This window comes from Chryseobacterium sp. SC28, assembly GCF_003932955.1.
GTDB lineage: Bacteria > Bacteroidota > Bacteroidia > Flavobacteriales > Weeksellaceae > Epilithonimonas.
Map to the genome: position 1 here is coordinate 17,016 of NZ_QOVY01000007.1, position 16,942 is coordinate 33,957.

At 42.7% G+C, this 16,942-nt stretch carries 16 protein-coding genes; all 16 read left to right on the forward strand.

Going from position 1 to position 16,942, the window contains the following annotated elements:
- From DTW91_RS05730 to DTW91_RS05805, 16 genes are read left to right on the forward strand one after another with little or no spacing between them, the layout of a single operon-like run.
- Complete coding sequence (locus DTW91_RS05730) at positions 1-315, forward strand: hypothetical protein (protein ID WP_031502054.1); 315 nt, start codon at positions 1-3, stop codon at positions 313-315.
- Positions 287-3,361, forward strand: coding sequence for a TraG family conjugative transposon ATPase (locus DTW91_RS05735; RefSeq protein ID WP_125202437.1), 3,075 nt, complete (start codon positions 287-289; stop codon positions 3,359-3,361). Before DTW91_RS05730 ends, DTW91_RS05735 begins: the two co-directional genes overlap by 29 nt.
- Entirely contained in the window at positions 3,348-4,067 is a 720-nt protein-coding gene (locus tag DTW91_RS05740; protein ID WP_228412662.1) for a hypothetical protein, read from the forward strand. The genes DTW91_RS05735 and DTW91_RS05740 overlap by 14 nt, the downstream gene beginning before the upstream one ends.
- A gap of 40 nt (positions 4,068-4,107) precedes the next feature.
- The gene (locus tag DTW91_RS05745; RefSeq protein WP_228412663.1) at positions 4,108-4,824 is read left to right on the forward strand and encodes a hypothetical protein; all 717 of its coding nucleotides are present in this window, start codon (positions 4,108-4,110) and stop codon (positions 4,822-4,824) included.
- A gap of 2 nt (positions 4,825-4,826) precedes the next feature.
- A complete protein-coding gene (locus tag DTW91_RS05750; protein ID WP_125202438.1) occupies positions 4,827-5,492 on the forward strand; it encodes a hypothetical protein in 666 nt (221 codons plus the stop codon).
- Between the two features lie 4 nt (positions 5,493-5,496).
- Positions 5,497-6,327, forward strand: a complete 831-nt coding sequence (locus tag DTW91_RS05755) for a hypothetical protein (protein ID WP_125202439.1) — start codon at positions 5,497-5,499, stop codon at positions 6,325-6,327.
- A 2-nt stretch (positions 6,328-6,329) separates the two neighbouring features.
- Positions 6,330-7,580, forward strand: a complete 1,251-nt coding sequence (locus tag DTW91_RS05760) for a type IV secretion system protein (protein WP_125202440.1) — start codon at positions 6,330-6,332, stop codon at positions 7,578-7,580.
- Positions 7,581-7,616: 36 nt separating this feature from the next.
- On the forward strand, positions 7,617-8,231 hold the full coding sequence (traK, locus tag DTW91_RS05765; protein WP_076782002.1) for a conjugative transposon protein TraK: 615 nt from the start codon (positions 7,617-7,619) through the stop codon (positions 8,229-8,231).
- A 2-nt stretch (positions 8,232-8,233) separates the two neighbouring features.
- Entirely contained in the window at positions 8,234-8,587 is a 354-nt protein-coding gene (locus DTW91_RS05770; protein ID WP_125202441.1) for a hypothetical protein, read from the forward strand.
- Between the two features lie 34 nt (positions 8,588-8,621).
- Positions 8,622-9,830: a conjugative transposon protein TraM gene (traM, locus tag DTW91_RS05775; protein ID WP_125202442.1), complete on the forward strand. Its 1,209-nt coding sequence runs from the start codon at positions 8,622-8,624 to the stop codon at positions 9,828-9,830.
- Positions 9,831-9,832: 2 nt separating this feature from the next.
- Positions 9,833-10,702 (forward strand): DUF4138 domain-containing protein, encoded by an 870-nt coding sequence (locus DTW91_RS05780; protein WP_125202443.1) that lies wholly within the window; start codon positions 9,833-9,835, stop codon positions 10,700-10,702.
- Between the two features lie 2 nt (positions 10,703-10,704).
- Positions 10,705-10,944, forward strand: a complete 240-nt coding sequence (locus DTW91_RS05785; RefSeq protein WP_125202444.1) for a hypothetical protein — start codon at positions 10,705-10,707, stop codon at positions 10,942-10,944.
- Positions 10,945-10,950: 6 nt separating this feature from the next.
- Positions 10,951-12,945, forward strand: coding sequence for a type IV secretion system DNA-binding domain-containing protein (locus tag DTW91_RS05790; protein ID WP_125202445.1), 1,995 nt, complete (start codon positions 10,951-10,953; stop codon positions 12,943-12,945).
- A gap of 13 nt (positions 12,946-12,958) precedes the next feature.
- Positions 12,959-13,783: a M23 family metallopeptidase gene (locus DTW91_RS05795; protein ID WP_228412664.1), complete on the forward strand. Its 825-nt coding sequence runs from the start codon at positions 12,959-12,961 to the stop codon at positions 13,781-13,783.
- Complete coding sequence (locus DTW91_RS05800; RefSeq protein WP_125202447.1) at positions 13,773-14,495, forward strand: hypothetical protein; 723 nt, start codon at positions 13,773-13,775, stop codon at positions 14,493-14,495. Before DTW91_RS05795 ends, DTW91_RS05800 begins: the two co-directional genes overlap by 11 nt.
- Positions 14,496-14,507: 12 nt before the next feature.
- Positions 14,508-16,880, forward strand: a complete 2,373-nt coding sequence (locus tag DTW91_RS05805; protein ID WP_125202448.1) for a JAB domain-containing protein — start codon at positions 14,508-14,510, stop codon at positions 16,878-16,880.
- Positions 16,881-16,942 lie beyond the last annotated feature (62 nt).

Genomic DNA, 16,942 nt, shown 5'->3' on the forward strand with positions numbered 1-16,942 from the left:
ATGGGATATTACCTGTACAAGGGGCTCAAAAAACCCCTTGTATTCTTCGGACTCAAAGGCAAATACATCATTTATGCGGTAGCCGTCATCGGCGCAGGTGTCGTCGCGGCACTCATCTTATCCAAATTCGGATTGCTGGGTTCGCTATTAGGTTTATTGGTAACCGCGGGAGGTGTCTACCTTATTTTCAAGAGGCAGGACAAAAACGGACTCTACGACAAGACCAAAAATTTTGACCAGATATTCATTTTCCCAAAAAGACTCAACAACAAAAGATTTCTAAAAGATGGTAAAGACAAAGAAACAGGCATTTGACATTCCCTTCATCGGCTACGATTACGGAAAGGATTTTGGGTGGGATTTTGATGTCCTCTTCGGACAATACGGAAATCCAATTATCGGCATCAGGATCAAGAATATTGTGGAGCAATATTCCGCCGACCCCGACAACTACCTAAACTTCCATACCGTCTTGAATCAGGTGGTCTCCATTATTGGCGAAGGAAGAATCGTTCAAAAACTCGACATCTTTTCCAAAAAGAGATATACCGCCGAATCCTCCAACCAGTTCCTCCAGCAAAAATATTCCGAGCATTTTGACGGAAGACTATTTAAAACCATCGAAACGGTAATTCTTTTTACAGACATTGTGGAGGACAAACTCAAGAAGAAAAACAAGCACTACCAATTTTCCGAAAAAAGTTACACGGAACTCCGCGACAAATGCCAAAAGGTGTTGATGCTATTAAAGCAGAGCGGCTGCGAACCCCAATTCTTATTCGAGAAAGAATTTGAATACTACATTTCGGGCGTATTGTCGATGCAGTTTACAAAAACCCCGGTGTTTGACAATATTAAAAGCACCAACGAATATCTCCAAATCGGAAACCGCTTCGTCAAAAATATTTCCTATGTGGATGTCGAAAATATCGACCTGCCTTCAGAAATAGATCCTTTTTCCATATTGGGAGGAAACGGAGCAGCCTCGGAAACGGCGGTGGACAACTTCACCTTCATCAACGAATTGGAGGATTACGAAACCATCATCTACAATCAGGTCATCACCATTCCTCTGCAGGCGCAACAACAGCGGGAACTCGACAAAAAGAAAAAGAAGCACGAGGGAGCGGCAAACAATTCGCCATCCAACGCCATTATTGCTGAAGAAATACAGACGCTACTCCACAATATCGCCATCGACGGACAACTCGTGGTCAATGCCCACTTCTCCTTAATATTTTCAACAAATACGCTGGAAAAAATGGAAGGGATACAGTCGATGATCGAGAACAAACTCTTTACGAAGGGGATTATCGTTTCCAAGAACGCCTACAACCAGTTGGAACTCTTTCGCTCCGCCATTCCGGGCAATGCCACGGAACTTCGGGAATACGATTTATTTATGACGACAAGCGAAGCGGCCTTGTGTTTTTTTTTTAAAGAAAGTTACCCCGTGAACGAGGAATCCAATTTTTATCTGCGTTTTACCGACCGACAAGGCGTTCCCTTGAAAGTTGACCCGGCGGACTTACCGATGAAGACGGGAAGAATCAACAACCGGAACAAGTTTGTCCTTGGTCCTTCGGGTTCTGGAAAGTCCTTCCTGATGAACAATATCGTGGAGCAATACCTGACCTACAATTATGACGTGGTCATTGTGGACACGGGCGATTCCTATTCGGGAACCTGCAAATACAAAGGCGGGAGATACATCCAATACACCGAAGAAAAACCCATTACGATGAATCCCTTTCTGATGGACAAGAAAGAGTTCAACATCGAAAAAATTGAATTTTTGACCAATTTGATTTTCCTGATTTGGCAGGGTCCCGATGCCACGATGTCGTCCGCACAGAAATCCATATTGGACAATGTGTTGATGTCGTATTACCACCAATATTTCAATTCGGGAACAAGGTGGTATGAAAGCAAGACTTCGGAAGAACTCATTCTCTATCTGAACAAATACAATATCCACGAGGAAGACATTATTTCTGATTTTGAGAACCAGTCCAATGGACAAAACAACTACTACGACATTTTGGGAATCGCGTTCGATGCGGGTTCTGACGAGATTAAGGAGGCATTCCGAAAACTCGCCATCGAATATCATCCGGACAAGAACATGAACAACCCGAATTACGACAGCGAAAAATTCTACAAGGTTTACGAGGCGTATGAAACCCTGAACGATGAAGATAAGAGAAAAATATATAATGAGACGCAACTCATCCTCATCAAGTCCAACGAAATTATCAGGCAGCCGAAAACGGCGGAGGAATGGAACGAGTCCTTCCGAAAAACCATCGTCAAAAAAATTAAGGAACTCGAAGAAAAATTGGAGGCAAAAGAACTTTCCTTCAACGGATTCTATGACTACTGCGACAAATTTCTGCCCCTTTATCTGAACAACAAGAAACACCATATTACTGAAAAGGAATTTAATTTAAGGACATTCTTGTTCGTGCTGAAGGATTTCTACAAAGGTGGAAGATACGGGACGACACTCAACGAAAGTGCCGACAATACGCTCTTTGACGAACCATTTATCGTCTTTGAAATTGACAATGTAAAGGACAACCCGAAACTGTTTCCGATTGTGACGCTCATCATCATGGATACCTTCATCCAAAAGATGCGGCTTCGAAAAGACCGAAGAAAGGCACTGATTATCGAGGAAGCATGGAAGGCGATTGCCAGCAAACTGATGGGCGGATACATTCTCTATCTCTACAAAACGGTTCGGAAATTTTGGGGCGAAGCGGTGGTCGTTACCCAGGAATTGGACGACATCATCGGAAATGCCGTCGTGAAAGACAGCATCATCAACAACTCCGACACTTTCATTCTTTTGGATCAGACCAAGTTCAAGGACAACTTCGACAAGATTGCATCCCTGCTTTCATTGAACAAAGTGGAGCAAAACAAGATTTTCACCATCAATAATCTGAACAACAAGTTTGGAAGAAGTCGTTTCAAGGAATTTTATCTGAAGCGGGGTTCCAAAGGAGAAGTGTACGGCAATGAGGTTTCCCTGGAGCAGTATTTAACCTACACCACGGAAAAACCCGAAAAATCCGCAGTTGAATACTATGTCCAACAATACGGAAACTACAACGAGGCTTTGCAAAAAATTGTATCCGATTTGAAAAATTTTGGAGACAGCCTTGAAAACTTGGTATCGCTCGTCAACCTTTATCAAAAGCCGTTGGATAAAAAGGTGCTTTCCTATTACAGAATGATGAAGACGCACAAAGGGCAAAATAATATCTTCAAATTTATCTCGCAGGAACTGGAAAACCGAAATATCCACTTTTCAGAATTAATCGACAGCCAAAATCTAAAATATGAAAACGCATAAAACCTCTTTAAGGAACACACGCAAAACTCCCTCTCCTTTGGAGAGGGTTGGGGTGAGGCTTCTATTTTTACTTCTCCCCCTGTGGGGTACAGGGGTCTTCTCCCAAAACACCTACATCGACCCGACGGTAACGGCGGCAATGATTCTCTATTCAGAAAACCTGAAGGCAAAGCAGAACGATGTGATTGATGAAACCTCCAAACTGAAGGATGCCCAAGCGTGGGTGGGAACCCAGATGGTGGTTGCCAACGACATTCAGAATAAGATTCTGAAAGGTCTGAAGGAAGTTTCGGGAACATTGCAGAACGGCATACAGGTAAAGGAAATCTACTCCGAACTCAACAAATGCTATACCTATTCTTCGCAGGTAGTCCAGTTGGCATCGGCACATCCCCAATATGCCATTTTTGGAGTGAAGGCTTCACAGAAAACCTACGAACAGAGCCTAAAAATCGTGACCGATGTGTCCGACATACTCGCCTCGGGAGAGCTGAACCTTGCCACTGCGGGAGACCGATACAAGATACTGCACAACATTTCCGAGAACGTGAAAAACCTCAAGTTGTGGCTTCTGGCCATCAAGTTGAGACTGGAAAAGGCGAACCGTTTGGGATTCTGGAACTCCATCAATCCATTTGCAGGATACATCAATACCGATAAGGGCATTGTCGAAAATATCATGAACCGATATAAAAGAAATTTCTAGCCCCTGTCCCAAAGGGGAACAATGTAAAAAAAGATGAATAATGAAAGATTCAATAATTAACTTTTTAACCGCCTTAAAAAGCCCCCTTCGGGGGTTTGGGGGATTTTTCTTATATCTCATACTCACTTCATCCAGTGGCGGCTCCACGCCGTCTTGGCAGCAGGAAAACGTGTCCTTTCCGATGATGAATCTTGAAATCAAGGCGACGATGGATGAAAATGGTAGACAGAAGGAGATGCGGAAAAACCAGATTGCCAATGCCACGGTGGAAACCGCCAACAAAACCCAGTGGAACAATTTCAAGGACAAGGTGACCAAAATTCAGGACAGGCTTCGAATCGTATCATTCGCCATCCAAGCGATTCCCACAGGAATTGCGATGAGCAGGGAGATTACGAAAATCACCCAAAACCAACAAGCCATTATCGACGAAATCAGCACCGCACCTTATTCTATCATTGTGGTTCTCCCTTCACAGGTTCAGTTTGTTGATGATCTACAAATGGTGACGAGGCTGATTGTCGGAATCGTGGTGTCGTATGGAGCCATGAACCAGATGGAGAAATCGGAACGCAAGATTTTATTGGACTATGCTTTGGGAGAAGTCAAGACGCTCAGCAGAAATTCCACCCATATGCTTTTCAAGATTAGGGATATCAAGGCAAAGGTCTTACGAAACAAAAGAGCCTTTCAATACTATGTGAATCGGGACAAACAGGTGGTCGAAAACATTATGAAAAACATCAAATCCTTTTAAGAATGAGAAAAGTATTTATCGGAGGAATCTTGTTTTTTTCTGTTGGTTTGGTAAACGGACAGCAGATTGTCATCAACGACAAACTCTTGGTGCAGATGACTACCAACCACGGTGTAAGGTTGGGAAGCGAGCAGGCTTTTCTAAATTCTTATGAAAAGCAGAAGGAATTGTACGACGACATTAAAAACAAGACCGCACAGGTCATCGGCATTCAGGAATACATCTACCAGCAGTTAAAAAATGTGAACTCTGCACTCACGCAGAGCAAAAAATTAATCTACCTGTACCAGTATCTGGGAAAGGTGGCGAACAATTCCAACAAGATGCTTGACTTGTCGGCACAACATCCGGAATATGCCGTATTGGTTTCCAAATACTATGTCGAAATCAGCAAGCAGACTCTAAAGCTCAAACAAGAAGTCACGCAGGATATTTTGAATGAGAACAAGGATTTCCTGATGGACCCGATGGACAGGGAGATGCTCATAGAGAAAGTATTTACCCGAGTTCGGAACATCAACGGGAACATCCTCTACATCATACTGCGGTTAGAAAATGCCAAGAAGATTCCGTACCTGTACCAGGTTCCCGTGCTAAGAAACTACCTCAATATCGACAAGGCGATTGTCGGAGACATTATCCAGAAATACAAATACATATTCAATTAAAAAGATGAAAAAATTACTTAAAAAATTAGCCCTCGTTCCGCTTTTGCTGGCTGCAGTCGGCGTATTCGGACAGTTTATCGTGAAGCGGTTGAACGATCCCTCCATTGTTGCCCAGCACAAAAGGATGGTGTTCCAGAGTTGGGGCGACTGGCGTCCCTATCCAAAATATCTATTGGGGATTCAGACCAACTTTGCGTATGCCACAGTTTGGGGAATGTGGGCTCCCAGCAGAAACAGGGACTATAAGGATGGAGAAGACATTCGACCGCTAAAACCGACCGGACTTCAAAACCAGCGATTTGCCCAAGTGAAATTTCAGGAGGAAGAGGCAAAAAAGATCAAGGCAGCATCCGATACGATTTACAAACGGAGCGTCCAAGATTTCGCCCATTGGACTTCGGCGACGGTTGATGCGGACCCGCTCTGGTTGCTCTACTACAAAAGGATGCTGAAACCCATTACCGAATTTCCAGACACACCACAAAATTTTGTGGAATGGAGGCTAAAGAACCAGCAAACCTACGAAACGCTCAACACCACGGGAACTTTAAAGAGACTTCAGGAGGAACTGGACTTAATCAAGGAAAAGTATGCGATGTCCAGAACGATGGATATGCCGAGAGGAAAACGCTTTTTGATGTACCACGACACCCTGCTCAAATGGAGAAGGTTCGTGCAGGAATTAAGGAAACACAACGATAAGACGACGCTTCTTTTGGACTATAAAAATATTCTGAAAAACCATTCACCCTATGCGTTGCCACAGGCATGGACTCCCGCTTCCGACAAACAGATCATCCACAACACGATGCAGCAATACAAACACAAATTTTAGTGATGAAAAGAAATATTACACCCTTATTTTGCCTCTTGGCAATATTGCTGCCGATTATCGGCTTTGCCCAAACCGACGGCGACTACAGCAACCTGCTCCAATTTTTAAAGGGCGACGGTGCATTTGAGAAATGGTTCATGGAGGTATTCACCAAATTGGACAACAGCGTTCAGGACGGTGCTGTCGGCTCCGCTTTGGTCGGAAGGGCTATCGGAGGACTGGGAGCGTTGATGTATCTCGGATATATGGGTTGGCAAATGGCGGCAGGCGACCGGGAATGGGAAATTACCCCGATGCTCAAACCCATACTCATTGGATTTACCTTGGTCTATTGGAGTGGATTTGTCAATCTGATTCAGGCACCGTTTGAAGCCATCGCAGAACCGGGAATCGCCATCTTCAGCGACATCGAGTCCGAAGTCAATGATTTGAGGATTCAACGGTTCAAGAAACAGCAGCAGTTACTGGATGCCGTAATCAAACTGAAAGCCGACGAGGATGCGAAGCAGGAGGTCATCAACAATACCGGCAAAGATGCCGACGACTCTTGGTTCGACATCAGCGAGGGACTGGATAAACTCATTCAGCCAATCAAGGAATGGCAGTTACGGATGGAGTTCCAACTCCAAAAACTGGTTGCAGAAATTATCGAGTTCGTTTGCCTGTCCATCCTTCGAATCTGTGTCTACCTTATTTTCTTCATCCAAAAAATTTGGGCTTACATCCTTATTATTCTGGGACCTATTGCGGTAGGTATGGCTCTGATTCCGGGATTTGAAAATTCGCTATACAGTTGGGTTTCCAAGTTCATCAACATCAACCTTTACACCTTCGTCGCCTATACCATCATCAACATCGGTCAGCAACTCATCGCTTCGGGTTACGAGATGGAAATTGAGCGGTATGACACGCTTTTAACCAATGGGACCATCACCAATCTGGATGCCTTGATGGTCTATGTGAGCAATTCCGGAATGATCTACAACCAGCTCTTTACCTGCGTTGCCTATATCGTGACGGGAATCGGGGTATTGATGACGCCTACAATCGCCGACACCATCGTTACAGCGGGAGGCGCAGGTGCAATGACCAAGATGAAGAGCGCGGCAGGAAGAATGGCGAGTGCAGCCAAAACAACGGTATTAGCCGCAAAAACTGGCGGAGCCTCAGTGGCTGGAGCCGTCGCGAAGTCAGCCATATCAGGTTCCGCATCGGGAATGGTCAATACCGCAATGAAAAACAGAAGTAAATAAACCGACAACTATCAACCAACAACAATTAAATATACAATGCTGATTAAAAATATTGAACAAAGAATTAAAGTCAACAAGATTGTTTCATTGGGAACCGTGGCATTTGCCGTAATTATCTTATTGGCGAGCTTCTTTTTTGCTTATCGGATGATACAGGATTCCAGAAAGTCCATCTACATTTTGGACAATGGCGTTCCGGTATTGGCAAAACAGACCGATGTCCTGCTAAACCGTCCCGTGGAATACAAAGCCCAAATCGAGCTCTTCCACCGACTGTTTTTCACTTTGGCTCCCGATGATGCCTACATCAAGGAAAATATCCAAAAATCGCTGTATCTCATTGACGACAGTGGAAAAAAGGAATACACCAACCTCAAGGAGAAAGGTTTCTATAACCAGATTGTGGCTTCCAGTTCTATGGTGAGTATCCATGCCGATTCCATTCAATTGGATATGGAGCAAAAGAAATTCTCCTTCTTCGGAAAGCAGATGATTACCAGAAAGTCCGCCGTGATTACAAGGAAATTGATCACCGAAGGATTCTTTGACGACATCATCAGAAGCCCAAACAATCCTCACGGTGTGATGCTGAAGAACTGGAGAATCATCGACAACGAGGAAATCTCCAACCAAACCAAAAATTCTTATTAAAGATGAAAAATTTTCTAAAACAAAACGCAAAAAAGGGATTGGAATGGGCGGCAAAAAATCCGAAGAAGTTTTTCACCTATTCGATGGTATTTCTCTCCGTGTCATTTATAGGATCGCTGGTACAGGGAATTTTCTTCCCGAATGAATCGGCATTTAAAATTAAACCTCCAATGCTGTATTCCAAGAGTAACAAATCGGAACAGGTGGGCAAAAACCAAGAGAAAGAAATGGAAAAAATAGTGAATGAACTTCAAACTTTAAAATTGAAAAGAGACCGAAAGGAACTACAAAAAGAAGACAGCCTGAGAATAGAATACCTGTACAACCAATACCAAGAACTAAAAAACGGCCGGTAGCACCGGAGTCAATTTATCCAAAAATAACAACTCAATGAATAAAATCAACTTTAAGGAAAAAAAATATGTGATGCCCCTTCTGGCATTGCCGTTCCTGCTGCTCTTTGTGTATGTGGGTGCCCAATTTACCAAAGAGGACACCTCGAAAAAAAACAGACCGAAAGAACTTTCCCTGTCTCTGGGAGAAACACGGGACTCCATCATGACGAAGAACGATGCCTATGACGCCTTTTTCAGGAAGGACGACAACAGGACGATGCTCGGAGGATTGGACAAGGAACAGGACAGCCTGCTCAGTTATGAAGATCAGTTGTCATTGGACCAGAAAAGAAAGATTGATTCACTGAAGGCGGTCTCCAGCAGACAAAATCAGCACGCGTCAAAAGGAGGCAACTCTTCCTACTACAATCCTAAGCAGCAAAACGAGGACAAGGACCTTAAAAGGTCTTCTGAAATCATCCGAATGCTGAACGACAAATCCTACGGAAAACAGGACAATGAGCAACTATCAGAAAATCCAAAATCCAATAACCAAAATGCACAGCAAGACCCCGTAAAATATCTGAAACAGCAGATGCTCGTGATGGATTCCCTAGAGAAAGCAAGGGATCCCGAATACCAAGCCAAACTATTGGCGGAACAGAAACTCAAGGCAAACAAGGAAAAAATGGACGAGTTCCTCAATTCTACCTTCAATGTCGGCAAGTCGGGAATCAACAGCGAATTCAATGCCTTCTACAGGGAAAATGAGAACAGCTTCATCAAAGCCGTGATTGATGAGAATAACAAAGGATTTCTGGGAAGCAGAATCCGGTTCCGATTATTGGAAGACATCTTCGTCGGCAACAAAAAAATTGATAAAGGTTCCATCCTTTACGGACAAATCTCGGGATTTTCTATGCAGCGGGTTGACCTCAAGATTGTGTCGGTATTTACAAAGGGAGAAATTTTACCCGTCAATCTATCCATCTACGACATCGACGGAATGAAGGGACTTTATGTTCCGGAAAGCGTCTTCAGGGACATGATTCGGGAAATGGGGAGCAACTCCGTACAGGGAACACAGATGGATATGGGCGGACAGGGATTTTTCACGAGCATCGGCTCAAAATTGTTCACTTCCACCTCCAAATCCATAGCCAACCTCATTAAAACCAACAAAGCCAAACTGAAATACAACTCCTATGTATTTCTCATCGACGAAAAACAGCTTAAAGACTCACAAAACCAACAAAAGAAATAAAAATGAAAACAGCAATCAATATCCTATTATTCCTTATATCCAACCTTTTTATTGCCCAAACCGCAACCAAGGAACAAGTCATTTCGGAATTGCCCGAACTAGTGATTACGGAGGGCGTCAACCTGCACATCATCTCACCGGAACCCATCAAATATGTGGATTTGTCCACCCAAAAACTCACGGGTGATCTACCGAACATCAATATCGCGAGAATCAAGATCACGGATGCTCCTACCAACGTCGACCCAAAGGAAAAGGCAAAAACCACCTCTTTATTGAATGGCGACAAAATAGGAATAATAACCGTTGTAGGTCAGTCTTTTATTGCCCAATATAAGGCTATTTACAGAAATTCGGAAAATAAAAACACCGTGACCAACATTCATATCCAGCCGGAAGAGATGCAGCCGATTGAACTGGACAAAACCCGTTTTTCCAACTTGGAGCTGACCAAGTTTGCGATGGACATCATCCAGAAGAAGACGGAAGAAAATCCAATCAGGGAGCAAAAAGACCTTAAACTCAGTATGCAGCTCAACAATGTGTACGTTATCAGCGACTACATCTTTCTCGATATGACCTTCAAAAACAGCTCGAACCTGAGTTACGATATCGAAGACCTAAAATTTTCCATCGAGGACAAAAAAATCTACAAGGCGACCAACAATCAAAGCATCGAGATGACACCGATTTTTAGACTTTACGCCCCGAAACATTTCAGGAAAAATTTCAGAAACATCTATGTCTTCAAAAAATTCACTTTTCCGAACAGCAAGGTGATGATGATCCGCCTGATTGAGGAACAACTCTCGGGCAGAACCATCGAGATGAAGGTGAATTATTCAGATATTTTAAAAGCAGATAGATTTTAGTTATGAACCCATTACCAACAGAATTAATTATTGTCGTTCTCCTGGCGTTCATCGCTTTCATCGCTTCTTGCATATCCATATTTTTTTTATTCCGTCTCAGAAAAGCAAAGAAGGAAATAGAAAAGGAAATTATAAAAATGGCTTATCTGAAAGCGTGGTATAAGGAGATTGCAGTGAAGATTTATGGTAAAGACCGTATTGAGGAAAAAGAGAAAGAGTTTTTAAAAAACTACAATTTATAGGAAGTAATGCAGGAACAACAACACCAAATTAAGATTTACGGATTCCTTCAGAAGGCGGTTTATGCGGTCGTGGCACTGGATTGTGCGTCCCTTTTCTACCTCGATGCCGATATTCCGGTAGTTTCGAATCTATTGAAAAATTTTTCGAAGATGAGTTTCTTTTATCCACCCATCAACGCAAAGTTTGCGACCGTGATTCTGATTGGATTGGTCGCTGTCGGAACAAAGGCGAAGAAGAAAAAGGATTTGAACATCGCCACCGAAATCGTAATCCCTATGATCTTGGGCTTGTTGATGATTTTTTCTTCACTCGTTTGGCAAAACGAGGCAGGAAATTCCAAACTCCCAAAAATTTTTCCGGGGCTGAATCTTTATCAGGTCATTTATGCCGTATTGTCTTTTTTGGGTGCGGTTATCCTTCAAATGGGAGCAGACGCCATCTCAAAATTGATGCAGCAGAAAATGGGAAAAGACCGATGGAATGTGGAGGAAGAAAGCTTTGCCCAAAATCAGGAACTGGTAGAAACGGACACCTCGATCAATATCCCGTATCTCTTCAGATACAGTAAAAAAATCAACAAGGGATGGGTCAATATCAATCCATTTCGTGGGACTATGGTCATTGGAACTCCGGGAAGCGGTAAATCGTTCGGAATCATCAATCCAGCCATCAGACAAATGATAGCGAAAGGTTTCTGCCTCTGCATTTACGATTTCAAGTTTCCCGATTTGGCGCAGATTGCCTACTATCATTATCTCTTGAAGAAAAGCAAAGATTCAGGGTATGAATACGATTTTCATGTAATCAATCTGAACGAGGTAGAAAAATCCAAAAGGGTAAATCCATTCAAAAAGGAATACATCCAAACTTTGGCGGAAGCACAGGAAATGGCGGAGTCTATGGTGTCCTCTCTCCAAAAAGGCGGTTCCAGTTCGGGAGGCGGTTCCGATGCTTTTTTCACCCAATCTGCCATTAACTTTCTTTCATCGAGCATCTACTTTTTTGCCACCTACGAAGACGGAAAATATTCGGATTTACCACATATCCTTTCCTTTATGAACCGAAGTTACAAGGAGATTTTCGACACGATCTTTACCAACGAGGAAATTTTCTCACTGCTTTCTCCCTTTAAGACGGCGTATGAAAACAAAGCCTTTGACCAGTTGGAGGGACAGGTAGGAACGTTGAAAATCTTTCTCTCAAGATTGGCGACCAAGGAAAGTTTCTGGGTTTTTTCGGGCGACGAAGTGGAACTAAAAATTACGAACAGAGAAAATGCTTCCATCCTGATTTTGGCATCCGATCCGGGAACACAGGACATCAATTCTGCACTGTATTCATCGGTCTTGAACAGGACTTTGCGACTCATCAACTCCAAACACAATTTGCCGGGAGGAATTATTGCGGACGAATTTCCGACCATCTACATCCATAAAATCGACAACGTGGTGGCAACCGCAAGGAGCAACAAAGTAGCTGTCTTATTGGGATTGCAAGAAATTCCTCAACTCCGACAGTTTTACAAAAAGGAAGTTGCCGACACCATTTCCGCCATTGTAGGAAACATCCTTTCAGGTTCCGCAAGGGACAAAAATACTTTGGAATGGCTGGAGAAATTATTCGGAAAAATCAAGCAGAAATCCTATTCCCAATCCATCTCCCAGCAAGGAACGACGACCAGTATCAACGAAAAAATGGACTTTATGATTCCCGCAGGAAAAATTGCGACGCTCAAAACGGGGGAAATGGTCGGGATGATTGCACAGGGCGAAGAAAACGACACCGAGGAATACAAAACTTCGGCGATGAACGGCAAAATCAATTTGGATATGAAGGCGATCAAACAGGAAGAAAATAATTATGTGAAAATGCCTTCGTATTACTCATTTGTTGACAAAATGGGAAACGACCGTAAAAATGATGTCCTGATGACCAACTTCAGAAAAATCAATAAGGAGGTCGAATTAATCGTAAATGAATTTACTAAAAATGAAAAATAGAACTACAATAATAGTGTTAACGATTATCCTTTTTGCGAGTGGTTCTTCACTGGCTCAATTCAATACGTTGATGCCTACAAAACCACACAAAGCGGAAGACTTTAAAATTATGGAAACCCCAAAAGAGGAGAATTCCAACCAAAAAAAGGAGAAAAAATCGTGGAAAGAAATCTTCAACATCACCCCAAAATCGGAACTGAAAAACGAAACCGAAAGTTCAATGAAGATGTTAACGAGTCAAATCGACTCTCTAAAGACGATGCTTAAAAACTACCATAATGGAAACAATCAAAGTAACGTGGACTACAAAAAGATGAAAGATTCACTATTTGAACTGATGCAAAATTTTCAACCCGAAAAAAAGCAGGAAAAGGATTTTGAAACCACCTTTGAAGGTTTACGGAAAAATATCTCGATGCCTTTGCGCAATAGAATTAGCGTGACTTCGCCTTACGGAACAAGGATGCATCCAATTTTCGGCACTGCAAAAATGCACAACGGAATTGATTTAAAAGCTAACTACGAAGATGTTCACGCCGTTCTTGACGGAATAATTACCGAAGCAGGTTGGGATTCCAAAGGCGGTGGAAACTACATCAAAATCAAACATTTCAACCGATTTGAAACCTCCTATCTCCACCTCTCCGAAATCTACTACAAAGTCGGAGAAAAAGTCAGGGCGGGCTTCATCATCGGGAAAAGTGGAAACACAGGGAACTCTACCGGACCGCACCTGCATTTTGCAGTAAAGGAGTTTGGACAAAGCATCAATCCCTACCATTTCTTAAACGACCTAAACAAAGCAAACAATTTAATAGCAACCTACTATGCAAACTGAAAACCTACCTACCGAAGAACTTAAAAAGTTCGGAATCATCAACGAAGACTTGTCATTTTCAAAAAAACTGAAAGCGGACGACATCCAAAAATTTCTGCAAGGATATACCATCGTTGCAGACAACGACAAGAACAGGGCGACCTTCCAACTCACGGAAAACAACACCCGACTGAAAGTCATCTTTTTGGAGCGGGATAAGAGTATCTCCGAAATCCTCAAGAACAGCAAGGACAGAATTGAGTATTCCAATATTCAAGACCTTTCAAACAAAAATGAGCAAAACCTTTCTCTTGAGAAAAAGGCATTCATCTACGACAAGGAAAACAACATCGTTGCCGAGTTCGACCTCATTAAAAATGCGACCGAACTCACCGCAATCATTGCCGACAAAAAGGATGTCGTGGAAATGAACCGCTACAAGAACGAACTTCAGAAACTGAAAAATTTCCTGATGGATAAAATGAACCAATATCCCGAAATCGCCAAGGAAATTTCCAACGACTTGAACATTGTTTCCAGAGAAATCAACACCGTGAACAGCATCTCACCCGATGAGAAACAGATTTCAAAGGGAGGCAATTCCGAGATTGACCTGAACGTCAATGACAGGGATAGGTACGAAGACGCGAACAGAAACCGAGAAGAGCGGGAAGATGAAATCGAACAAGAAATCGAACAGGAACAGGAAAAACGCCATGGATTCCGCAGATAAATTTTTGAAATAATGGAAGCAGAAACGATCAATTACCAGAGCAAATATGGACCGAACACGAATTTCCAATTTCCGACGGACGAGGATACGCAATATCTTAAAACGTCGGCAGGCGAAGTATTACCCTACAAACTCTTCAGCGGGCGAAATGATGCTGACCCAAATTCCGCCCTCCTACGGGAAAAGGACAATCAGGGATACGCCAATGATTTTGCGCTCGTAGAGAGGCAGTTTTCAGAAAATAAAAGTCTTTCATTCATGGCGGGAACGAAAGTTTCCGATGTGAACGATGTGGCTTGGCTTTTCCGTGCGCTTGAAGACGAGGCGGTGGAACACACCTTTGCACTCTACAAATTCAAGGACGACAGCTACCTCGTTCAGCATCTTTCGACAGGCGGAATTACTTCCACTGTGGTGGATTTGCGTTTGTTGACGGGAAATGTGTTCAAAATGCAGCCCGATAGCATCACGCTCGTCCACAACCATCCGAGCGGACAACTGATTTCGAGCAAACATGACCGATTGATGTTGCAAAGATTGCACGAAATCTTCGACTATACCGGAATAAAGGTGGAAGACGGTATCGTCATCAATCTTCGTTCGGGGAAATATTTGGTCTTCAATGGGGATTTGGGAAGCGACAGAGTGTTGGAACTTTCGGAGCAAAACCAACAGCAGGGAAAAGTCAGCACCTTTTCCTTTAACAAGCAGATTTTCGCCGCCAATTATCAGCCGTTCAAAATCAGCAGCCCCCAAGATAGCGCCGCCTATATTTCGAGTCAAAAGTTTGGATTATCGGACAAGACCGAAGCCATCATCCTGAACAATGCGAACGATATCGTGGGAAAATTCATTCTTCCGCAGCATCGGCAATTCGAGAAACTGACGGAACTGATGACCATTCACGCCGGAACAGGAGTCATCCTTTATGGAAACAATGTCAACGAGCAGATGTATAAGGAATACCGCGAAAAACTCGAACTGATGGGGTTCACAGCATTGGATGCCATTTTATTAAAAAGCGGAAATTATCATTCCCTCTACGAAAAAACCAAAATTAATGTGTATGATCACCTCGTTGACAAGTATAGTAAGTCTGATCTGAATGCGGAACCCATTTTCGGCGTATCGGAAAACAACCCAAATAATAGTTACTCTAAAAATTTTAGAAATATGGAAGAACCACCACAAATGGATTACGTCAAACTGTTTATTGACGATTCCGAAGGTAATACCAAGCACGAATTTGAAATCTCCTTGACGGAAGACGACAAAGTGAACTACAGCCAGATTGCCTCAAAAATCCAGCTGTATCGAAAGCCGGAAGACCATGTTTTGCTATTCGTTGGCGGAGAACTGCTTACCTACGAGGGAAATGAGGAAACAGAAAAAATCATCGATTCCCTTAAAAGTCTTTTTCTTCCCGATGAGAAAAAACGGAGCAATTTATTCAGCCAAAGTAATTTTCATTCGAGATTTAAAGAAGAAATGGATGCCACAAGGTCAGGATTTTTGATAGACGACATCATTGGAGAGCCTTCTATAAAAGATTACGCCAAAATGAACGGAGATGACTTAACACAACACCTCAATAAAAACAAAGAATATTTTAACAATCAAACCCCAAACATTATGGAAACACAAAAAGAATTCAACCAGGTAGATTATCTAAAAAATCAGCTTAAATACCTCGGTTTCGGCGAAGATGAAAAACTTCACAAAGAATTGGAAAAAGGCATCAAGTCCAAAAACCAGCAATTCGAAATCAAAACTTCATCGGACAAGGCACTGCCCGGAAACAAGGTCGATTTTGCCTTGAAATTCAACAAGACGGAAAGCGGCGGCGTTTTCCTCAACTCCTACGACGCCAAATTAAAGAATGAGAAAGGCGAAGACATCACCCACAATTTTTCGGTAAACAGAGAAAACACCTTTACCGCGAAAGAAGCAGTAAACCTTTTGGAGGGAAGAAGTGTGAAAATCGAGTTCCACAACCCAAAGAGCGACCAGTCGGAAACCGCCTTCGTGCAGTTCAACTTTGAGGAGCCAAAGACGGAGAAAGGAAACTATATGTTCCAGAATTTCTACAAAAACTACGGTGTCGATACCGACAAAATCGTGGAAAAAGCCAACCTCGTTTTCGAAAAGCCGGAATACAGGGAAAACACCATCAAATCCCTTGAAAAAGGAAATGTGGTGAAAGTGAAATTTGAAATGGACGACAAAATAATGGAAGGAAAAGCGGTGCTCAATCCGCAATACAAGAACCTGAACCTTTACGACAACGACATGAACCGCATCAACACCAACAAACCCTTGCAGGGACTGGAAAATGAAGAAAAACAGGAAAAAGCCCATGTGAAGGAACAGAGCATCAAACGATAATAAATAATACCTGACTATTATCCGAAGGCGGTAAGTCAAATTTTGATTTGCCGCTTTTTTTT